The 21,067-nt window shown below is 68.0% G+C and carries 18 protein-coding genes and 2 pseudogenes; 14 read left to right on the top strand and 6 right to left on the bottom strand.

Annotated elements, in window-relative coordinates; translation table 11 throughout:
* From VGP60_RS14890 to VGP60_RS14900, 3 genes are all read right to left on the bottom strand, one after another.
* Nucleotides 1-1,043, bottom strand: a 1,043-nt coding sequence (locus VGP60_RS14890; RefSeq protein WP_327548585.1) for an alpha/beta fold hydrolase, incomplete at its 3' end; no start/stop codon positions are given.
* Nucleotides 1,034-1,894, bottom strand: coding sequence for a fumarylacetoacetate hydrolase family protein (locus VGP60_RS14895; protein WP_327548586.1), 861 nt, complete (start codon nucleotides 1,892-1,894; stop codon nucleotides 1,034-1,036). The genes VGP60_RS14895 and VGP60_RS14890, both read right to left, overlap by 10 nt.
* A gap of 103 nt (nucleotides 1,895-1,997) precedes the next feature.
* Entirely contained in the window at nucleotides 1,998-3,014 is a 1,017-nt protein-coding gene (locus VGP60_RS14900; protein ID WP_327548614.1) for an SIS domain-containing protein, read from the bottom strand.
* Nucleotides 3,015-3,156: 142 nt separating this feature from the next.
* On the opposite strand from VGP60_RS14900, the gene VGP60_RS14905 reads away from it, so the two are divergent.
* The 10 genes from VGP60_RS14905 (at nucleotide 3,157) to VGP60_RS14950 (ending at nucleotide 14,444) form a co-directional block, all read left to right on the top strand.
* Nucleotides 3,157-4,545, top strand: a complete 1,389-nt coding sequence (locus tag VGP60_RS14905; RefSeq protein WP_327548587.1) for an ABC transporter substrate-binding protein — start codon at nucleotides 3,157-3,159, stop codon at nucleotides 4,543-4,545.
* On the top strand, nucleotides 4,529-5,491 hold the full coding sequence (locus VGP60_RS14910) for a sugar ABC transporter permease (RefSeq protein WP_327548588.1): 963 nt from the start codon (nucleotides 4,529-4,531) through the stop codon (nucleotides 5,489-5,491). Before VGP60_RS14905 ends, VGP60_RS14910 begins: the two co-directional genes overlap by 17 nt.
* A 2-nt stretch (nucleotides 5,492-5,493) precedes the next feature.
* Nucleotides 5,494-6,354: a carbohydrate ABC transporter permease gene (locus tag VGP60_RS14915; RefSeq protein ID WP_327548589.1), complete on the top strand. Its 861-nt coding sequence runs from the start codon at nucleotides 5,494-5,496 to the stop codon at nucleotides 6,352-6,354.
* Nucleotides 6,355-6,368: 14 nt separating this feature from the next.
* Nucleotides 6,369-7,493 (top strand): ABC transporter ATP-binding protein, encoded by a 1,125-nt coding sequence (locus tag VGP60_RS14920; protein ID WP_327548590.1) that lies wholly within the window; start codon nucleotides 6,369-6,371, stop codon nucleotides 7,491-7,493.
* Nucleotides 7,483-8,700 carry an alanine racemase gene (locus VGP60_RS14925; RefSeq protein ID WP_327548591.1) on the top strand — a complete coding sequence of 406 codons (1,218 nt, stop codon included), beginning with the start codon at nucleotides 7,483-7,485 and terminating at the stop codon, nucleotides 8,698-8,700. The genes VGP60_RS14920 and VGP60_RS14925 overlap by 11 nt, the downstream gene beginning before the upstream one ends.
* Nucleotides 8,693-9,751 carry an ROK family transcriptional regulator gene (locus VGP60_RS14930; protein WP_327548592.1) on the top strand — a complete coding sequence of 353 codons (1,059 nt, stop codon included), beginning with the start codon at nucleotides 8,693-8,695 and terminating at the stop codon, nucleotides 9,749-9,751. The genes VGP60_RS14925 and VGP60_RS14930 overlap by 8 nt, the downstream gene beginning before the upstream one ends.
* Nucleotides 9,748-10,713, top strand: coding sequence for an N-acetylglucosamine kinase (locus tag VGP60_RS14935; RefSeq protein WP_327548593.1), 966 nt, complete (start codon nucleotides 9,748-9,750; stop codon nucleotides 10,711-10,713). Before VGP60_RS14930 ends, VGP60_RS14935 begins: the two co-directional genes overlap by 4 nt.
* Nucleotides 10,704-12,347 carry an N-acyl-D-amino-acid deacylase family protein gene (locus VGP60_RS14940; protein ID WP_327548594.1) on the top strand — a complete coding sequence of 548 codons (1,644 nt, stop codon included), beginning with the start codon at nucleotides 10,704-10,706 and terminating at the stop codon, nucleotides 12,345-12,347. Before VGP60_RS14935 ends, VGP60_RS14940 begins: the two co-directional genes overlap by 10 nt.
* Before the next feature lie 226 nt (nucleotides 12,348-12,573).
* Nucleotides 12,574-13,242: a TetR/AcrR family transcriptional regulator gene (locus tag VGP60_RS14945; RefSeq protein WP_327548595.1), complete on the top strand. Its 669-nt coding sequence runs from the start codon at nucleotides 12,574-12,576 to the stop codon at nucleotides 13,240-13,242.
* A 59-nt stretch (nucleotides 13,243-13,301) separates the two neighbouring features.
* Nucleotides 13,302-14,444, top strand: coding sequence for an epoxide hydrolase family protein (locus VGP60_RS14950; RefSeq protein ID WP_327548596.1), 1,143 nt, complete (start codon nucleotides 13,302-13,304; stop codon nucleotides 14,442-14,444).
* A 144-nt stretch (nucleotides 14,445-14,588) separates the two neighbouring features.
* Here VGP60_RS14950 and VGP60_RS14955 read toward each other — a convergent pair whose 3' ends face one another.
* Nucleotides 14,589-15,197 (bottom strand): TetR/AcrR family transcriptional regulator, encoded by a 609-nt coding sequence (locus VGP60_RS14955; protein ID WP_327548597.1) that lies wholly within the window; start codon nucleotides 15,195-15,197, stop codon nucleotides 14,589-14,591.
* A gap of 96 nt (nucleotides 15,198-15,293) precedes the next feature.
* Between VGP60_RS14955 and VGP60_RS14960 the strand changes: the two genes are divergently transcribed.
* The gene (locus VGP60_RS14960) at nucleotides 15,294-16,136 is read left to right on the top strand and encodes an NmrA family NAD(P)-binding protein (RefSeq protein WP_327548598.1); all 843 of its coding nucleotides are present in this window, start codon (nucleotides 15,294-15,296) and stop codon (nucleotides 16,134-16,136) included.
* Nucleotides 16,137-16,289: 153 nt separating this feature from the next.
* Here the strand turns inward: VGP60_RS14960 and VGP60_RS14965 are convergent.
* Both VGP60_RS14965 and VGP60_RS14970 read right to left on the bottom strand, forming a co-directional pair.
* Nucleotides 16,290-17,062 (bottom strand): annotated as a pseudogene (locus VGP60_RS14965) (helix-turn-helix domain-containing protein).
* A 299-nt stretch (nucleotides 17,063-17,361) separates the two neighbouring features.
* Nucleotides 17,362-17,658, bottom strand: a pseudogene (locus VGP60_RS14970) (Tn3 family transposase); the annotation flags it as partial.
* 189 nt (nucleotides 17,659-17,847) lie between these two features.
* Here VGP60_RS14970 and VGP60_RS14975 point away from each other — a divergent pair.
* The 3 genes from VGP60_RS14975 to VGP60_RS14985 all read left to right on the top strand — a co-directional run bounded on the left by VGP60_RS14975 (nucleotide 17,848) and on the right by VGP60_RS14985 (nucleotide 21,030).
* On the top strand, nucleotides 17,848-18,957 hold the full coding sequence (locus tag VGP60_RS14975) for an NB-ARC domain-containing protein (protein WP_327548599.1): 1,110 nt from the start codon (nucleotides 17,848-17,850) through the stop codon (nucleotides 18,955-18,957).
* The gene (locus VGP60_RS14980) at nucleotides 18,954-19,604 is read left to right on the top strand and encodes a tetratricopeptide repeat protein (RefSeq protein WP_327548600.1); all 651 of its coding nucleotides are present in this window, start codon (nucleotides 18,954-18,956) and stop codon (nucleotides 19,602-19,604) included. The genes VGP60_RS14975 and VGP60_RS14980 overlap by 4 nt, the downstream gene beginning before the upstream one ends.
* 631 nt (nucleotides 19,605-20,235) lie before the next feature.
* Entirely contained in the window at nucleotides 20,236-21,030 is a 795-nt protein-coding gene (locus tag VGP60_RS14985) for a L,D-transpeptidase (RefSeq protein WP_327548601.1), read from the top strand.
* The last annotated feature ends 37 nt before the right edge of the window (nucleotides 21,031-21,067 follow it).

Below are 21,067 nucleotides of genomic sequence, written 5' to 3' on the forward strand. Positions count from 1 at the left end.
CTGGAGAAGTCGAGATAATCGTCCACATAGGGCAGTGCCAGACGTAGTCCCTGCACCTGGGGCCGGAAATCCGTGCTCGCCGCGTGCGGATCGCACCAGACGACCCGGCCGACCTGACCACGGAGCCGGCGCATGCCGTCCTGCAGGAGATCTGCCTCACCGACGTCCCAGCCGTCGCTGAGGATCACTGCGATCGTGTCGGCGCGAAGGGCCCCGCGGCGCTCGAGGTCGTCGAGGAAGCCGTTGAGGCAATGACCGATGCGTGTGCCGCCCGACAACGCCACTTCGTGGTGGCTGAGCCAGGCCAGCGCCCGGTTCAGCCGTGTCCGGCGGAACAGTTCGGTGACCATGACCAGCTCGACGTTGAACACGGCCGATTCGACCTGTCGCACGGTTTTCGTCAGTGAGTGGACGAAGCCGAGAAACAGTGGCGTGTACGGCCGCATGGACGAACTGACGTCACACAGGACCACGACGCGTGGGCCGGCTGTTCCCTCCGTGTTCGCCGACATGTGCCGGCGAAGCAGGCGCTCGACCTCGATCTGGCGATCGGGCTCGAGATCGAACAGCGTGGGCGAGGACATCCAGAAGCCGAACTGGCCGTAGACGTCCAGCGGGCCGTGTTCCAAGGCGTACAGGCGTGACTCGAAGTGCCTCCGGAGGTGATGTTCGGCGGCGCACGACGACCAGGTCGCGAGCAGTACCACCCGTTCGACCAGATCGGGCCGGGCCAGGGCGAGCTCTTGGGCGACGGCGGATCCCAGGCTCAGGCCGATCACCGTCGCGGTGGTGACGCCGAGCTCGTCGAGCCACGCCGCGACGTCGGCGGCGAGGTCCCGCACCGTGAACTCCGGGCCGGCTCCGCCGGTGCCACCGCTGCCGCGCAGGTCCACGGTCAGGCAGCGGTAGCGATCCCGGAAGTGCTCGACCTGCAGCTCCCAGGTCGAGCCCCGCAGCCCCGTCCCCGGTAGCCAGACGATCACCGGGCCGCTGCCGTGGTCTTCGTAGTAGGTGTCGAGCTCACCGCAGCTGATCACGGGCATGGTGCCTCCTGGTCGATGAAGCGATGGCGTAGCTCGCCGATTCCTTCGATGGAGCTGACCAGCTCGTCACCGGCCGCCAGCCACCGCTGCGGCTGACGGCCCATCCCCACACCGGCCGGAGTGCCGGTGAAGATGACGTCGCCGGGCGACAACGGGACGACCGCGGACAACCTCTCGATGATGGACGGCACGTCGAAGATGAGCTGACCGGTACGCCCGTCTTGGACGACCTCGCCGTTGAGGGACGCGCTGATCGCCAGGTCGTCGGGGTCGGCGAACTCGTCGACACTGACCAGCCACGGCCCGATCGGCCCGAACCGCGGGAACGATTTGGCCAGGCTGAACTGCGGGGATGGCCCGGCCAGCTGGGACCGCCGTTCGGACAGGTCTTGGCCGACCGCCAGGCCGGCGACATGTGACCAGGCCTCGGTCCGGCCGACCCGCTCCGCCCGGCGGCCGATCACCGCGACGAGTTCGACTTCCCAGTCGGTGTGGCCCTCCCGGGGAAGGACGATCTCCCCGTAGGGACCGGTGACGCAGGCGGGGAACTTGGTGAAGACCGGGGGATCGGCGGCCGGAACGGCGAAGCCGGCCTCCACGGCGTGGTCACGGTAGTTCAGGCCGATCGCGAAGACTTGCGACGGCTTCGGTGCCGGCGAGCCGAGCTGCCCGGCGTCGTACGGTTCGGCCGGTAGCCCCCGCGCCGAACCGGCCCAGCCGACGAACTCGTCCCATTGTTCGTAGACGCGTTGCGGGTCGGCCGGGAACCGGCCGTCGCTGGCTTTCTCCACGTCGATACCGCCACCCGCGTGCAGGAGCGTGAGCCGACCGGCCAGATTGGCGATGCGCATCGGTGAAGGATGAGGTCCCAGCGTGAAAGTTCCCGAAATCCGCTCACCGATCGTCGAGAACGCGCACATCACCAGCGCGCCGACCGGGCAGGCGGCGGGTGCCTCACCGCGTCTCAGTGACCTTCGACAGCCCCCTGGGCGAGTCGGGGTTGTTGCCGTGCGCGAGGGCGACATGCAGGGCGAAATGCTGGAACGGCACGATTTCGGCGATCGGGGAGACCTCTTCGGACAGACCGGGCGGAAGCACGATGCCGCGGCTCGATCCGGCCACGGCCTCGGTGCCGCCGACGCACAGCGTCTCGGCCCCCAGGTCGCGGAGCCTGATGATCGCCTCCCGCATCGCCGAGCCGCCCGCGCCGTCAGGTGCGACTAAGAGGACCTTCGTCTCGGAGTCGACCATCGCGATGGGGCCGTGCAGCAGGTCGGCGCCGGAGAACGCCTGGGCCGGAAGGTACGAGGTTTCCATCAGTTTCAGCGCCGCTTCGTGCGCCGTCGCGCTGGAGTAGCCCCGGCCGGTCACCAGGAAGCGCGGGGTGTCCCGGTGCTGTTCCGCGCTGCGCCGTACGTCGCCCTCGAGCGCCAACAGCCGGTCGCCCGCCTCGGGCAACACCGCGGCCGCCTCGCCGTCGCCGCCGCGGAGCTGGTCGACGAGCAGGTAGAGACTCAGCAGCTGGGCGGTGTAGGACTTCGTCGCCGCGACGGCGTGTTCGGGCCCGGCGAGGATGTCGATGTGCAGTTCCGCGGCTTGGGCCAGCGGCGACAAGGCGTCGTTGGTCACCGCGAGGGTCAGCGCGCCGTGGCGCCTGCTCGCCTCGACGGTCTGGACGAGGTCCGGCGACCGGCCGGACTGGCTGACCGCGACGACCAGGACATCGCGCAGGTCAGGGCGGGCGCCGTAGGCGGTCACTGTCGACGGTGAGATCAGCCCGGCCGGCATCTGGTGGACCACTTCGAACAGGTACTTGGCGTAGAGGGCCGCGTGGTCGGACGTCCCCCGGGCGGCGAAGAGCACGAAACGTGGCGCCGCCCGGCGCACGGCCGCGGTGACGGGCTCGATGCGGCGGCGCTCGGCGAGGCCGCGCCGCCACACCTCGGGCTGCTCGGCGATCTCGGTCCACATCGTCGTCCCGGCGTTGCTCGGCCGGGCCTTCTCGAAGGTCTGCGTCACGGTCGTCCTTCCTTCGTGCCTCGAAGCGAGGCGTCTCTTGACAGTGATCAACTCCATGAGTAAACCTTAGGAAACTTTCCAAAGAAAGGTCCCCATGTCTCAACTGTCACGACGACGGCTCCTGCGGGCCGCCGGGCTGACCGCGCTCGCCTTCGGCGCGGGACCGGGCCTGGCCGCCTGCGCGGGGAGCCAGGTGCGCACTCCGCGTGGCGGGCCGCCGTTATCCGCCCCGGCCACGGGTGGCGCGAGCCTGAACATGCGCATTTGGGGCGCCTACCCCGACTTCGTCGGCGGCGCGGTCAAAGACTTCGAGCGGACCTACGGCACCAAGGTGGATCTGGGCGTGATCGCGGGGGACTACCCGTCGCTCATGACCAACCTGCTCCGGCAGAACACCCCACTCGACATGGTGTACAGCCTCTGGCACATGCCGCAGGCCTACTACGAAGCCGGCTGGATCCGCGACTTCGAGCGATTCTGGGCCAAGGAGGACGCCAAGCGCGAGATGGTCCCCGCCGTGCGCGAGGCGCTGACGGTCAACGGGAGCCTGATCGGCCTGCCGTACTTCGCCTTCGTCAACGGCGCGTTGTTCGCCAACACCGACGTGCTCCGCAAGGCGAACCTCGAGGGCGACTACCCCAAGACGTACGACGAGCTCTACGCGCAGGTGCGGCTGATCAAGAAACGGGGCGCGACCGACACGCCCTACTTGCCGTCGTTCTGGTCGGCGCCGTGGTTCGGGATCACCTTCGGCTTCCTCCAGGAAGCCCTCAACCGCAACATCCCGCTGTTCGGCGACGGGGGGCTGCCGGTCTTCGACGAGCAGTCGGCCGTGGTCGACATGCTCCGGCAATGGCGCGATCTGTACAACGAAGGCCTGGTGCCCAAAGGGGTACTGACCTTCCAGGAGTCCGACTGGACCGAGACCTTCGCCAAGGGCGGCGTCGCCTACTCGCCACAGCTGCAGTACGACTTGAAGACGTTCGCCGATCCGGCGACCTCCCAGGTGGCGGGCAAGATCGTCCCGGTACCCCAGCAGGGGCAGCACTGGGGCATGCTGCACGTCGGCGCCTACCTGATCGGTGATCACGGCCAGGGCGACGACGTCCTGGCGCAGTCCTACCGGCTCGCGCAGCACTTCGGCTACCGCGATCAGCGCACCGGCGAGTTCGACGTCCCGATGGCGTGGGCGAAGAACTACTACATGACCCAGGGCTACACCGAGGTCAACAACAGCCCCGAGCTGGCCGAGTCGGTCGCGAAGTGGCTGCCGGACCCGGAGACCAACTTGCCGGTACTGCGGGACTACCTCACCAACCCGCAGGCCGCGACGAGCCTGTTCCACACCACGTGGGGACCGACCTGGATGAACTTCGCCTCCCACGAACTGCCCAAGGCGGTCAACGGCGACGAGGACGCCAAGACCGTCGTGAAGAACCTGCGGACGAAGGCGGAGAGTCTCATCGATGTCTACGGTCACTGAGCCCATCGCTCCGGCCCGGCCGCCGAAGGCGCGCGGCGCGGCCTCGGCCCGCATCCCGTTCAGCTCACGGCTGAGCCCGACCCGGTTCGGCTTCCTGCTCGTCGCGCCGGTACTGCTGTTGTTGCTGGCGATCGTCGTGTACCCGGTGGCGTACTCGCTCTACCTCAGCTTCGTGCACACGAACCCCCTCACCGGCCGGCAGGACTTCGTCGGCCTGAAGAACTTCCAGAGCGTGTTCACCGATCCCGCCTTCTGGCACTCGGCCTGGCTGACGATCTACTACGTCGCTTGTGTCACCGTGCTGGCCGCGGCGGTCTCGCTGGGCATGGCCCTGCTGTTGCGGGAACGGTTCATCGGACGGCCGGTGCTGATGGCCGTCATCGTGCTGCCGTGGTCCCTGTCGACGTACGCGGCCGGTGTGGTGTGGCGCTACGTCTTCAGCCCGCAGTACGGCCTGCTGGCCGGGATCTTCGAAAAGCTGGGACTGTCCCCTGTGGACTTCCTGTCCCAGAACACGGTGCTCCCGTCACTCGCCATCGTGCACGCGTGGCAGTTCGCCCCGCTGGGTGCCTACTTCCTGCTGGCGAGCCTGCAGGTGATCCCGGAGGACCTGTACAAGCTCGGCAAGGTCGACGGAATGGGGATCCTGCGCCGGTTCACCTCGATCACCATGCCGTATGTCCGGTTGCCGCTCACGATCTTCCTGGTGCTGGTGGGCGGGCAGGCCGCGACCGCGTTCGACCTCATCTACTTCCTGACCTCGGGCGGGCCGGGCGGGGCTTCCCAGACACTGACCTACGACATCTACCAGCAGACGTTCCAGGACCAGAGCTTCGGCACCGGCGCCGCCACGTCGTGGGTCCTGCTGGTGGTCCTCACCGCGGTCACGGCCGGCTACTACGCGATGGCCATGTCGTCGTCGCGGCGCGAGAAGAAGGTGAGCTGACGATGACTGTCCGCCGCAAGGTGATCATCCACCTGCTGGCGTTGATCGCGTTCGTGTGGTCGGTCGCGCCGCTGGCGTGGATCGTGGTCATTTCCCTGATGTACCACCACGAATTCGGCTCCGCCGAGATCCACCTGCTGCCGGGCCAGCCGACGCTCGCGAACTACGTGCGCCTACTGGGCGGTACCGCCCGGAACTGGGATGGTTCGCACCTGGAGCCCAACGCCTACGGCCCGTTGATCCGCGAGGGCCTGCTGAACAGCGCCGAGGTCGCCGTGCTGGTGACGGTGTTCAGCATGCTCGTCGCGGTGCCGGCGGCCTACGCGCTGGCACGGGTGCAGATGCGCTTCCGCCAGGCGGGCCTGCTCACCGTGGTGGCCACCCGGGCCATCCCGCCGGTGGCCACGACCGTGCCGTTCTTCACGCTGTACCAGGCACTGAACCTGGCCGGTACGAAGACGGGACTCGTGATCGCGCACCTGACGATCACCGTGCCGCTGCTCGTGTGGATCGGCACCAGCTTCTTCGGCGGCCTGCCGCCCGGGCTCGAACGCATCGCGCAGGTGGACGGCTGTTCCCGCTGGCAGGCGTTCTGGCGCATCGTGGTCCCGGCTTCGCGCCCGGCCATGACCGCCATGGCGGTGATCGCGTTCCTCACCTCGTGGGACGAGTTCACCTTCGCGCTGATCTTCAACACCGGGACGTCCGCACAGACGTTCCCGGCGGCCCTGTCGAGCATGTTCTTCCAGGTCTCGGTCCCGACCGAGGTGGCGAGCGCCACCGTGCTCGGTCTCATCCCGCCGCTCGTGGTCGCGGCGATCTTCCAGCGGTACATCCGCAAGGTCAACCTGGTCGGTCTTTAGAGATGGATGTCCCCATGCACACAGAATCACTCCAGGTGCGTGTCGTCATCGACGCGGTCACCAAGCGGTACGGCAAGTCGCCGCGCAAGGCCCTCGACGGCGTCAGCCTCGATATCGAAGCGGGGGAGCTGCTGGCCATTCTCGGCCCCTCGGGCAGTGGGAAGACCACGCTGCTCAGTGTCCTCGCGGGACTGGAAACGACCGACGAAGGGCGCCTGCGGTTCGGCACGGACGATGTCACCGACGTCCCCGCCGAGCGCCGCAACGTCGCCGTCGTGTTCCAGTCGTCGATGCTGTACCCGCATCTCTCCCTGCGCCAGAGCATCGGCTTCGCGTTGCGCCTGCAGAAGGTGGCCGCCGCCGAAATCACCGCGCGCATCGACGAGGTCGCGGGCTGGTTGCGCATCGGGCACCTGCTCGGCCGCAAACCACACGAGGTGTCCGGCGGTGAACGCCAGCGCGCCGCCATCGCCAAGGCACTCGTGTCCCGCCCGGCCCTGCTGCTCATGGACGAACCGTTCTCGGCGGTCGACGCCCAGCTGCGACGCCAGTTGCGGACCGAGCTCGTCAAGCTGCACAAGGAATTCGGCACCACGACGGTGTTCATCACCCACGACCAGGAAGAGGCGATGGGGATCGCCGACCGGGTCGCGGTGATGCGCGACGGCCGGTTGGTCCAGGTCTCCGAACCGCTCGAGCTCTACCGCCGGCCCACGTCGGCGTGGCTGGCCGACTTCGTCAGCGTGCAGCCGTTCAACCTGCTCAGCGTGCGGCACTCCGGCGACGGCACGCTGGAGGCGTTCGGCGGTGAACTCGTCCTGTCCGGGCCACCGCGGGGCGATCTTCCCGACGAGTTCGATCTCGGGGTGCGCCCCGAGCACGTCACCCTGCGGCCCGCCGACGGGTCCGCGCTGCGGATCTACACCCGCGAGGTGTTCGGCGGCCAGCTGAAGTACACCGTCCACACCCCGAAGGGGGAAGAGATCGTCGCGGTGAGCAGCGAGGAGAACGCGCTCGCCGTCGACACACCGGTCGAGATCGCCGTCGACTGGCGGCGGGCGCTGGCCTTCGGCCCCGGCGGCGACCGGCTCGACATCGATTTCAGTGTTTCCGGAGGGGAGCCCGCCCGTGTTTCTTGAACTGCTCGAACGCCGTAACCCCGCCCTGCTGCGCGCCGCCGGCGGCTTCGCGCTGCGGCGGGAGATCCCGCCGAACACATTCGTGCTCGACCTGGACGCGATCACCGCGAACGGGGCGGCGATCCGCGCCGAGGCGGACCGCCTCGACCTGAGCCTGTACTTCATGACCAAGCAGATCGGCCGCAACCCGCTGGTGACGAAGGCGTTGACGGGCGAGGGCGGCCGGGAGACCGTGGCGGTCGACATCGCCGACGCCACCGCGTTGACCGCCAACGGTTTCGGGCTCGGGCACATCGGCAACCTGGTCCAGGTGCCGACCATCGACCTCCCCCGGATCATCGCGCTGGAACCGGAGGTCATCTCGGTCTTCAGCTTGGCCAAGGCGCGTCAGATCGCGCTGGAGGCCGCCCGCCAGGGACGCGTGCAGGGGCTGCTGCTGCGGGTCTCCGACCCGGGCCGCGACACCTACCTGCCGGGGATGGACGGCGGCATCCTGATCGACGAGCTGGCGGAGACGGCCCGCGCCATCACCGCGCTGCCCGGGGTGCGGATCGACGGGGTCACCACGTTCCCCGCGCTGGCCTACTCCGAGGCCGCGGAGCCCCGCCCGACCGGCAACTTCGAAACCCTGCTGGAAGCCCGCGACCTCCTGACCGGGCTCGGCATCGAGGTGCGCCAGGTGAACGCCCCGGGCAACACCTCGGCGTACACGCTCGCCACGCAGGCGCGGCTCGGCGCGACCCATGTGGAGCCGGGCCACGGTTTCCTCGGCACGACACCGTTCCACCTCAGGCGGGATCTGCCCGAAATCCCGGCGGCCTGCTATGTGACCGAGGTGGCCCACCACGTCGGCGACCGGGCCTACGTCTACGGCGGCGGGTTCTTCGTCGACGACCCGATCTGGCTCGACCCCGGCTTCCGCCGTCAGGTGAAGGTCGGCGGCACCTCCGCCGAGCTCGCCGAGCATCGCGAGGAGTTCTTCGGGGCGGGAGCCGGCGAGACCGGGGGGTTCGGTGGCATCGACTACTACGGTTTCATCAGCGGCACCCCGCGTACCGCTCCGGTGGGCGCGACGGTTGTGATGGGATTCCGCATGCAGTCGTTCGTCACGCGGGCGAACATCGCCGTCATCGGCGACGCCGGTGACTCACCGCGGCTGCTCGGCGTCTTCGACCAGATGGGGAATCGGCTACCTACCTATGCTTGAGATTCGCACGGCAGACCGAGGGGACATCCGGGACGTCAACCTGGCGGCCGTCATCGACGTGTTGCGGCGGCACGAGTCCGTCACCCGCGCGCACATCGCCCGGGAGACCGGGCTCAGCTCGCCGACCGTGTCGGCGGTGGTGACCACGCTGCTCAAGGCGGGCCTGGTGACGACGGTGGGCTCCGGACCGGCCACCGGCGGGCGCCGCGGGGACCTGTACGAGCTGAGGGCGGATTCGCGGGTCGCGCTGGCGTTCGACCTCAGCTCGGCCCCGCCGCGGCGGGCGCTCGTCGACCTGCGCGGCGACATCGTCGGAGGATCCACGGCTGACCTGCCCAAGTCGGCACTGCGCTCGCCGCAGGCCTTCGTCCGCTGGGTCACCCGGCACGCGGCGTCCCTCGACGGGCTCGTGGGTATCGGCGTGGCCGTCCCCGGTGTCACCGATCCGACGACCGGCACCATCGAATGGGCGCCCAGCCTCGGCTGGCGCGACGTGAAGCTCCGCGACGATCTCCAAGCGGCGGGCGCTGCGGCGGTCGTGGTGGACAACGACCTGAACCTCGCTTCGCTGGGGGAGCACGCCTTCGCCGACGAGAGGGTCTCGGATCTGGTGATGCTCGGCTTGCGTGGCGGCCTCGGCGCCGGGGTGATTTTGGGTGGCGCGCTGCACCGGGGCGTGCACTTCGCGGCCGGGGAGATCGGCTACCTGCCGGTCATGCCCGGCTTGCGGGGCTCACGTGACTTCGGCGCGCTGGAAGCCACCCTGTTCGATTCGCTCGGGCACGAGGACGGCCCGGACATCGTGGAACTGCTGTCGTTCGCCTGTGTCGCGGTGGCGGCCGTCCTCGATGTGGCCGTGATCGTGCTGGGGGAGGAGATCCTGCAGTACGGTGCGGAGCTCCCGCGCGAGCTGCGCGAGCGGCTCGCCGATGTGCTGCCGCATCCGCCGGCGGTGGTCTTTTCGAAACTGGGGGCCGACGGAACCCTTCGCGGGGCGGCCGTGGCCGTGCAGCAGGAAGTCACGAAGGACATCCGGCGGTTGCTCGCATGATCTTCGTCGGAATCGACGTCGGCGGCACCTCATCGCGGTGCGTGGCCACGGGCGTCGACGGAACGGTGCTCGCGCGGGCGGGCGGGCCGGGTTCCAATGTGCATCGCCACGGGGTACCGGTGGCGGCTCGGCGTGCCGTCGCGCTGGTTCGCCAGGCGTTGGGAGGCCTGCCTGCCGACGACGCGGTGTACGCGGCGGTCTGTACCGCGGGTCTGGACACTGAGGACACCGCCGTCGCCTTCGCCGCGGCGCTGCGCGAGATCGCGCCGGACATCGTGTGGCGGCTGGAGAACGACGCGGTCGCGGCGTGGAAGGGCGCGTTCGGGGCGGGACCGTCGGGGGTGGTCGCGATCTGCGGTACCGGGGCGGTGGCGTTCGCCCGGCACGACGGAAGGCAGGCGCGGGCGGGCGGCTGGGGCGCGGCGCTGGGTGACGAGGGAAGCGGTTACGACATGGGGCGGCGGGCGCTGCTCGCGCTGCTGCGGCACCAGGACGGCATGGGTCCCGCGACGTCGCTGCGGGACCCGGTCCTGAGCCACCTCGGGCTGAGCCGGACCGACGCGATCATCGATCACATGCACTTCCATCTGCAGCCGTCGCAGGTGGCCGCGCTCGCACCCATGGTGCTGCGCGAGGCCAAGGGCGGCGACGAGGTCGCGCTGTCCATTGTAGACGGAGTGGCCCGCTCGCTGGTCGAGATCGCCGCGGCGGCCGCGCGCGCGGTGCGCGGAAACGAAAGCCACGAGATCCCGTTTTCGCTAGCTGGCGGCGTCTCGGGCGATGGGTACTTCGCCGAGCGGGTGCGGCGGCACGGCGCCGAACCGTCCCTGCTGCTGGCCTGGCACCCGCCGGAAGCCACGCCGGCCATCGGCGCGGTCTACCTGGCGATGGAGACCGCGGGAACCTTCACCGCGGTGGACGAGGACCGGAATCACAACGATAGGTGTCGGACATGCGGCTAGACCTTCTCATCCGCGGCGGGCTCGTCGTCGACGGGACGGGCGCGCCCGCGTTCACCGCCGATGTCGGCATCACCGGCGGGCACATCGTTTACGTCGGCGTGCTACCCGAAGGGATCACGGCGCACCGCGAGATCGACGCGACCGGCAAGGTCGTCGCGCCCGGCTTCATCGACATCCACAGCCACTCCGACTTCGTGCTCGCCGATCCCGCGCACGAGGACATCCTCGGCTGCTTCCTGCGCCAGGGCATCACGACCATGGTCACCGGGAACTGCGGCTTCGCGCCCGCGCCGGCGAATCCGGAGTTCGGCGCCGAGATGAGGGACTACACGTCGTTCCTGCGCTCGCGCGGCTCGGTCACCGGCTGGGCCACGATGGGCGCCTACCTCGACACCCTCACCGAGCAGGGCGTCGCGCTGAACGTCGTCCCGCTCGCCGCGCACGGCGCGTTGCGGATCGCCACCATGGGCTTCGCGAAACGTGACCCGGACGCCGCCGAACTCCGGCAGCTGGGCAGACTGCTCGACGAGGCCTTGGACGCCGGTGTGTACGGCATGTCCGCGGGGCTGGCCTACGCCCCGGGCATGTATGCGGGCACGGCGGAGATCACCCGCCTCGCCACGTCGGTCGGCCGTCGCGACGGCCTGTTCACCTGTCATAGCAGGGGATTGTCCGAGACCCTCGTCGACGCGGTGTCCGAGGTGGTGGACATCGCGGCCCACGGCGACGTCCGGACGCAGTTCTCCCACCTGTGCGCGCTCGGCGAGGCGAACTGGCCGCGGATCGGCCTCGCGATCGACACGCTGCAGTCGGCCCGATCCCGCGGTATCGACATCGCCACCGACTGCCAGGCCTACATCGCGGGCAACACCACGCTCGCCGCGTTGCTGCCGCCGTGGGCCCTCGAAGGCGGGATGGACGCCGTCGTCGGCCGCCTCGCCGACTCCGGCAGCCGCGCTCTGATCCGTCACGCCATCGACAACGAGCGGCCCCGGTGGCCGACCCCGGCCGGTGGCTGGACCGACAACATGATCGCGTCGCTGGGCTACGACAACATCGTGCTGCTGACCATCGGTTCGAACCGGTTCAAGGAATTCGAGGGGATGTCGCTCGCCGAATTCGCCACGCGGATCGGCAAGGATCCCTTCGATGCCACCATGGAACTCGTCGTCGCCGACCGCGGTGAGACGATGATGCTGGTCGTCGGCTCGGCCGGCAGCCTGCGCTCGGACGCGCCGCTGCGGGAGGTCCTGCGCCTGCCGTACACGGCACTGGAGACCGACGCCATCGTGACCGGGGAGGGCAAACCCAACCGTGGCGCGGTGGGCGCCTACCCCCGCATGCTCGGGCACTTCGTCCGCGACGAGGGGCTGCTCTCCCTCGAACAGGCGATCCACCAGATGACCGGGCTGGCCGCCGACCGCGTCGGCCTCTCCGACGTCGGACGACTGCGCGCGGGCGGCGCCGCCGACGTCGTGGTCTTCGACCTCGCCGAGATCGCGGACACCACCACTTACCTCGACTCCGTGGCCGCGCCGAGGGGTATCGAGTACGTGCTCGTCAACGGAACCGCGGTGCTCGACCAGGGAAAATACCACCCCAGCCGCTCCGGCCGGGTCTACCGCAAGGCATGACCAACACGCAGCGAGACGCGCGCATCGCGGCAGAAGAGGACGTTCGTCTCGGCCAGGATGGTTGCCCCCGCCGAGATCGTGGCTGAGGTGGGGCCAGGATCATGGCCGTGGGCGGTGCGGACCTGCACACGTAAGGCGTCGAGCGGGCGAAAGGTCATGCCCACCCCCAGCATGCCACGCCGCGGATGCTTGTCTCGGCGTCCGCTTCGGCGAAGCGCCGTCGGTGGTGCGGTGGCGGCTCCGCCACCGCTGGGCGCGCACCGCCCCGTCGTCGGGTTCTCCTGGACGGGGTCGCACGAAGGTCCGGCGCCAGGCTCCCGCCAAGGCGGGGACGGAGCGACGTCCTCGTCGGCACGACCCGGACCGCAAGACGCGCATTCTCGACGCCGCCCTGGATGTCCTGGTGGAACACGGGATGGCAGGCGCGACGCACCGGCACATCGCCGCTCACGCCGACGTGCCGCTCGGTTCCGTCACCTATCACTTCGCCAACCTGGCCGACCTCCAGGTGCAGGCGTTCGCCAGGTACGTCGGGCAGCAGACCGTGGTGTTCGAGAGCGTGTTCGACGATGTCGAAACCCACGAGCAGTTCGTCGAGATCCTCGTCGACTTCGTCCACGGAGGCCCCGCACGGCATCGCAGCGCGGTCCTCGGTTTCGAATTCCACCTCGCGGCGCTCCGCAACCCCGAGCTGCGCGCCCTGATGCACGTGTGGACGAAGAGCAGCCAAGAGGTTCTCGCCCGCTATGTCGGCGCGGACAACGCCGTACGCCTGGATGCCCTTCTCGAAGGGATGATCATGCATGCCCTGCTGGCGATCGAGCCGGAACCACGAGCAGTGACACGGGCCGCGATCGCCAGGACCGTCGATCCTTCCGGCTGGCCTGGAGCGTGACGCACGCCTTCGCGTCTCACCCGGTCCCCCCGAATTCGGCGCGGATGAAGGAGACTTCCATGCCCCCTGACGACTCCGTGCTCGCCGTTACCGACGCCGAACTCGCCGAACTCGCCGAACTCCGCTCGAGGCTGCTCGGGACGCGGTGGCCGACGCCTTGGCCCACGAGCGGCTGGGACACCGGAACCGACTCCGGCGAGCTGCGGCGACTGGTTGCCTACTGGGCGTCCGACTACGACTGGCGTGCCCAGGAAGCGGCCATCAACGCCCTCCCGAACCGTGTCGCCGACATCGGCGGAACACCGGTCCACTATCTCCGTTTCGACGGGGAACGCCCCGGCTCCCTGCCGATTGTCCTGACCAACGGGTGGCCCAGCTCGTTCCTTGAACTGACCGGCCTCGCCGACCGGCTGGCCGCACCGTCGCGGTACGGACGCGCCAGCGAGGACGCGTTCACCGTCATCGTCCCGTCGCTGCCCGGATTCGCCTTCTCGCCACAGCGCCCCTCACTGGCCGACCCGCTGCAGACGCACGAGCTCTGGCACCGGCTCATGCACGCTGAGTTGGGTTTCACCCGTTACGGCGCTCACGGCGGCGACCTGGGTGCCGGTATCACCTCCCGGCTGGGTGAAGCCCATCCCGAGGCCGTGGTGGGCATTCACCTGATGGCGGTCGCAAACCCGGTGGCCTACGCCGAGTCCAGCGTGACCGCCCAGGAGCGTGCCTATCTCGATTCCATCGCGGAATGGTCCGCAGAGGAAGGCGGGTACCAGCACGTACAAGCCACGCGCCCGCTCACACTGAGCTACGGCTTGGCCGACTCGCCGGCTGGATTGCTTGCCTGGACAATCGAGAAGTACCGCGCCTGGAGCGACTGCGGGGGCGACCTATCCTCCCGCTTCAGCGACGACTTCCTCCTCACCCAGGCGTCTCTCTATTGGTTTACCAATACAATCTCGACGTCGTTTCGGCCGTACTACGAATACGCCAGGCACTTGACCAGACGGGTCGAACGAGTGACCGTGCCGACGGCCGTTGCCCTATTCCCGGCGGACCTCACCCAGCCACCCCGCAGCTGGGCCGAGCGCACGTACAACGTCACGAGGTACACGCCCATGCCCCGCGGCGGACACTTTGCCGCTCACGAGGAACCTGAACTGCTCGCACACGACCTCAGGGAGTTCTTCCGAGCCCACCGGTGAAGCCCGACGGCGGCGTCGTAGCCCGGAACAGTCGACAAGACAGGACGACTCCGCGTGAAGACCGGAAATCGAGCCCGTGACCTACGCGAAAGTGCTGCGGCGCAACGACTAGTACTACCGCAGGTGCCCGGACCCGCCTTGGGCTTATCTGCTGGAGGCGAGGGCGAGGAGGGTGTCTACCGCGGTCTCGAGGGGACGGGTGCTCCGTTGGACCTGGGCGAGGAGGAGGCCTCCTTGGAGCGCGGCGAGGAGGGTGACGGCGAGGTCGTCGGGATCGACGTCGGCCGGGAGATGCCCGGCGGCATGAAGGGCTCGCAGCCCGTCGCTGATAGCGGTCGACCACCGCTCGAATCCGGTGGCGACAAGGGCGCGAGCTTCGGGGTCGCTCTCGGCGAGTTGACCACCGAGCGATCCGAGGGGGCAGCCTCCCTTGGTTTTGGTGCTCTTCGCCTGGGCAATGAGCATGTCTCGCCAGGCTTGGACCCCTTCGACGCTGCCAAGGTCGGCGCGTCGTTGGTTGTCGAGGATGGTGTCGGCTTGATGGTCGATCACCGCCTGCACGAGTTCTTCCTTGTCGGGGAAGTAGTGGTAGAGCTGTGATCCACTGACTCCCGCGGCCGCCTTGACGTCGTCGAGGGTGGTACTGGCGACTCCGCGTTCGTGGATCAAGCGGGCGGCTTCGTCGACGATCCGAGCCCGGGTGCGTTCCCCCTTGGGGGTGATCCTCGGCCGGCCAGGCGTGTCGTTGACCATGGCCCCAGCCTAGCAACATTCTGAGTTTGACAGCCCAGTCGATGAGCGCAAGACTGGGTCACGCAGCTCAGTTTGAGCGAACGGAGAGTAAGCCTCATGATTCTCGTGACGACGGCAGGGAAGGTCGGCTCCGAAGCAGTACGCCTTCTCGCGCAGCGGCAAGTGCCCGTCCGGGTGCTGGTTCGGGACCCCGAAAAGGCGAAGGCCCTGGCGGACGCGGGTGCGGAGATCGCCGTGGGCGACCTGGACGTCCCGGCGAGCATCGACGAGGCGATGTCCGGCGTCACGGCGGTGGTGCTCGTAAGCCAGGCCGTGCCGGCCCAGGAGTTGAACGTAGTCGCCAGCGCCGTCTCGGCCGGCGTCGAGCACGTCGTGAAGGCCACCAGCAAGGCGTCGGCCGACTCGCCCATCGCCCGGCGGCGCGGGCAGACCGAAATCGAAGCCGGCCTGGCCGCTTCGGGATTGGCCCACACGCTGCTGCGATCGAACGCCTACATGCAAAACGTCTTGGTGCTGGCGCCGGCGATCGCCAAAACCAGCGGCTTCGGCTCCTCGGCAGGCAAAGGCCGGACTGGCATGGTCGACGCCCGTGACGTCGGGGCGGTGGCCGCTGAGATCGCCGCTTCTCCCGTCCCGCACGCCGGGAAGACCTACTGGCTCACCGGCCCTGAGCTGATCTCCAACTACGACGTGGCCGCCGTGCTCTCGAAGCTGCTCGGTCGGACCATCACCTACCGGGAACTCAGCTTCGACGAGGACAAGAACACGATGATCCGGGCCGGCGTCCCCGAGTTGATCGCCCAGATGAACGCCCAAGCGTTCTTTCTGACCGCGGGTGGCGACGCCGAGTGGGTCAGCGAAGACGTCGAGTCGCTCCTCGGTCGCCCCGCCCGCTCCTTCGAGCAGTTCGCCACCGACCACGTCACTGCGTTCTCGTAGATCCCGGATATGCGCTGATCAGAACGGAATTTCAAAGATATAGCACAGGATCAGGCCGCCCCATGACGGATTTAAGGGCAGTACCGCGGTGGTCACGGGCTCGACGAGCGGGATCGACAATGACAGGGCGTGACGCTCGCCGCCCAACCGGCGCTAGTGTTGTGAGTCGTTAATTCGGCGGCAGTATGCTGTGAGGGTGTCGAGGATCAGGACGGCGGTTGTGGTCCAGACGAACGATTTCGGGGCCTTGTTCCCTTCGTTGACCCACGTGCGGACGTCGGCTTCGAGTTCGGTGACGCTGCGGTGCGCGGAGCGGCGGAGCTTGCGGTTGGTCAGCTCGGCGAACCAGCGTTCCACGAGGTTCAGCCACGAACTGCTGGTCGGGGTGAAGTGCAGATGGAACCGCGGATGACGCAGCAGCCACTTCTTGACCTCGGAGTCTTGTGGGTGGCGTAGTTGTCCAGCACCAGGTGCGGGTCGAGGTCTGTCGGGACCGCGTCGTCGATCAACGGCTTCAGCCCGAACGCCCGCCAGATCCGCGACACCGCCGATTGCGACATACCTGTCGACGAGGCCATCGACCGGGTCGACCAGTGCGTGTCCTGCCCTGGAGTCTCCTCCAGGGTCTTCGTGATCATCTGCTCGACCTGAGCATCGGAGATCACCCGCGGCCGACCGGGCCGGGGCTCGTCCGCCAAGCCCTCCAGCCGGCCGGCCAGGAACCGTGATCGCCACTTCGACACCATGTCCCGCGACACACCCAAGTCCGCGGCCACCTGCCCGATCGTGCCGCCTTCGGCGCACCGCAACACAATCCGCGACCGCACCGCCAGCGCCTGCGCCGTCTTCCGGCGGCGACTCCACGCCACCAAAACCCGCCGCTCGTCATCAGACAACAGCACTGGCTCAACCTTCGGGCTCGGCATACCGCACCCAACCAACTAACGCCGAACTAACGACTCAGCACACTAGGGGCCTGCATCTGGCCGTCACCGCCCTGGGGCGGCTACACCGCCGAACGAGAACCCGCCCGCACGCCGATCGACAACTGAGAACGGCGGTGCGGGCTACAAGATCGGCTCGATCTGATCCGTTGCGGTACTGGCGCCCAGGTCGAGGCGGGTGTCCATGTTTAGTCGGAACCGGCCGTATGGGTTGACGTGGGTCCGGAACAGCGGGGGTCAGGGCGACGTTCGGCGTGCTCGCGGTCGGGGCCGGTGAGGTCGCCGTCCTTGCCGAAAAAGATGACGGTGTTGCCGGAGTTCCAGTTCTCCACCACCTGCAACCCGCTGTGAATCTCCCTCCGTAGCTCGGGGGAGGACAAATATTCGCAGGCGAAGATCGTGCGCACCGCTCGGCCGAGTTCTTCGAGTGCTTGATAGGTGGGGTGTTTCGGGCCGCCGCGGGTGAAGCGCCGCAGGGTGGATTCCGACTCTGCGGTGCCCAGCCGCAGCCCGGTGGTGTATTTGACCATCTGGTCGTACTGCTGGGCGATCAGCTCCCACCGGATGGGGCGGATCAACACTGCACCGAGCTGACCGCTTCGTCGACGGCCAGCTCTACGCCGATCTCGGCGCACACACACCGAGCGGGCCTGTGGAACCGGGGCAGGTGCTGGAGTGGTTCCTGCTCACGCTCGGAGTCCACCCTCGGGCCATCCCGTTCGGCCTGGGCCAACGGCAAGCATTGTTCCGGTCGATGACGGCTGGTCGTGCGGGGGGCCATCCTGCTCGACAATGCCTTCTCCTCAGCCCAGGTGCGCCCGCTGCTGCCCGCATCCGGCACCAGCACGGTGGTGATCACCAGCCGCTGGCACCTGGCCGGGCTGAGCCTTCACGGTGCCCGTTTCCTCGAGGTGGACCCACTCTCCGTCTCCGACTCGGTGGAGCTGCTCACCAACATCGTCGGCCACAGCAGGCTGACCGGCAACGACGACCACGCCGAGGAGCTGGCCCGGCTGTGCGGCGGGATGCCGCTCGCGTTGTCCATCGTGGGGGCGCGCCTCTCGGCGCATCCGCGGCGCTCGGTGGACCGTGAGGTCGGGGCACTGCGTAATGACTACAGGCTGGCGAAAATGGCCCTGGACGGGTCCTCTGTGGAGGTGATCTTCGACGTGGCCTACAAGGACCTGTCCGACGCGCAGGCGCGGGTCTACCGGATGTGTGCGCTGCATCCCGGCCCGGAGTTCGGTGTGGAGGTCGCCGCGGCAGCTGTTGGTGAGCCTCTCAAGGATGTCGGCAGAGCCTTGTGCGCACTGGTGGACCAGAACATGCTCAAAGAGGTCGGAGATCTGCGGTTCCGCTACCACGATCTCCTGCAGCTGCATGCCCGCCTGCAGGCCGAGCGGACTGACTCAGATGCCGACCGGGACGCGGCGGTCCGGCGGGTGGTCGAGTGGTACCTCGATCGGGTGGTGGACGCCGACCTGGTGCTGCGACCTACCCGGCTGCGCGTCGGGCCACGATTCCAGGCCGACCGGGAGCCCGGGTTCGCCTCCCACCGCGCAGCACTGGAATGGCTCGCGGAGGAACGGTGCACCATCGTGCTCGCGGTGAAGGCCGCGGACGAACGCGGGTGGGACGACCTCACCTGGCAGTTCTGCGAGGCACTATGGGGATCCTCGCGGAAGCGTGCCTGCGTGCTCAGCTGTGCTTCGCGCTGTGCGGACTTGACCGCTATGACGAAGCGATCATCGAGGGACACATGGCGCTCGAGTTGGCCGAGGAAGCGCAGGACGAGCCAGCACGGGCTGTCGCGCTCGGTGAGCTGGCGGGTGCACTCCAGGGCAGTGGCGATGTGCCCGGAGCGCTCACGTATTTGAGGCAGGTCAAGAAGATCCGCGAGGTGATCGGTACTGACCGGGCGGTCGCGGTGGCGCAGCGGCGGATCGGAGAGATGCTTGCCGATCAACAGCAGTACAGCGCCGCGATCGCGGCCATGCGCGGCGCGGCCGACATGATGGTGAGTCTGGATCGGGCGCAGTACGCTCGCGTCCTCACCAGCCTCGCAGCGGTCTACCTCCGCTGCGGCCGCGCCGACGACGCAGGGCCGTTGCTGACCGAGGCGCTGGACATCACGCGGGAGATCGGCTCAACCCACGACCAGGCGGAAGTGCTGGTGGTGCTGGGAGATGTTGCCAGGCACCGGACGACGCCGACGAAGCACACGAGCACTGGACCGCCGCCCACAAGAACTACTCTGCCAGCGGTGACCCGAAGGCAGCAGACGTCACGGATCGCCTCGAACGGCTCGCGACCCGGCCACATCAACCCGCGCGGGCCACGCCTTCGGCCACGCCGGGTCGGTAGCGGCCATCGTGCACAGCGCGCCGTGCGATTTGACATGAGAGAGCGGAATCCGGTCGCGCCGCGGAACCCTTCCAGCGCACCAATCCGTACAGCATGTTCGCATCGGCGTCCGCGGCGGAGATGCGCATTTCTCGGCGACCACGCACGTTCGCCGAGGTGATCAGGGCATGATCGCCTCGGCCGGCGGAGTGCCGAGGACTTCCGTACCGATGTGCAGACCGCCTTCGGTGAACCGACCGGCATGCTGAGCGCGGGTGGGACCCGTCGTCTACGAGGAAGTCGTAGAGTTGTTCGGCGACCCGGGCGCACTCGACGATCGTGGTGCCCGGTCCACGCGTCCGCGTCAGCCAGTGAGGCGAATACGCGGGTGTCGAATGCATGCCTGTCAGGGGGTGCGGGCAACTGCCGGATCAGTACGTCATCGATTCACTTAGTTGATGTGGTAATCCGGCAATCCCTGCCCACTCCGTGCCGGCGGGCAGGAAAGCGCGACTCACTGAATAAGCGCAGGTCCATGGCTCGCCGCGGCAGTACGACAGTTTTCCGAACCCCCGAATAAGTTGATTTCTGAGCATCAGTAGCATCAGCAGATCACCGCATTGAGTGCAGTATCTGTCGCTCGGAAGGGTTGGACGATGAAATCGTGTTACATAAATTCACCCGATCGAGTGAATGGTCTGCTCTCATCCGAGTGAGTCACTCAAAACCAGTTTTTGCCCTGGCATCTGCGGTGTTCGGTGGAACCCCGTACTGCCTTTTGTGTCCGCACCCTTTTCCAAGGATCGTGATCGATGGACATTTCCAAAAGACGCAAGCGTTCCAGAACGCTGGTCGCCGCCGTCGGTGTCGCCACGCTGACCGTGCTGGTGAGCGCTTGTAGCAGTAGTTCACCCGACGTCGCTCCGGCCGCGGTCAGTCAGGAGGACCTCACCCAACTACCGGAGGCGAACACGTTCGCCTCCATTGCCGACGCCGCGAAAGATCCGCAGCCGACGGGTACGACGGGCGGCAAGGTTCTCCACCCGAACAGCGATGTCGTCGTCTACCAGGGTGTCGGCGGCAAAGCCATCGCCAAACTGCCCTCCATTCAGATGGGCTCCCCGACCTGGGTTCCCGTGATCGCCGAGCAGGGCGACTGGGCTCAGGTCCTGTTGCCGGCCCGCCCCAACGCCGCCGCCGGCTGGGTGCACGTGAGTTCCGCCGAAGTCGTGACCGCCAACAACGACTATGTGATCAACGTGAACCGCGAAACCTTCTCGCTGGACCTCCTCCAGGACGGCAAGTCCGTCGGCACGTGGAAGATCGGCACCGGAAAACCGGAGCACCCGACTCCGCAAGGACGCGCTTTCGTCATGGCGTCGCTCGAAGAAACTGTGAACACATACAGCCCGATCGTTCTTCCGTTGAGCTATCATTCGGATTCTTTGGAGACGTTCGGCGGCGGGCCCGGCACAGTGGGGATCCACACCTGGCCGGACGACAGTTTCGTCGGCAAGGCCAATAGCGACGGATGCATCCGGGTACCCGCCGACGCTCTCGGCAAACTCGCCAAGGTGCCACTCGGCACAATGGTGAACATCGTCTGAAAACCCGCTGACCGCGCCCTCGAAGCGTGGTCACCAG

This window comes from Amycolatopsis sp., assembly GCF_036008905.1.
Lineage (GTDB): Bacteria > Actinomycetota > Actinomycetes > Mycobacteriales > Pseudonocardiaceae > Amycolatopsis.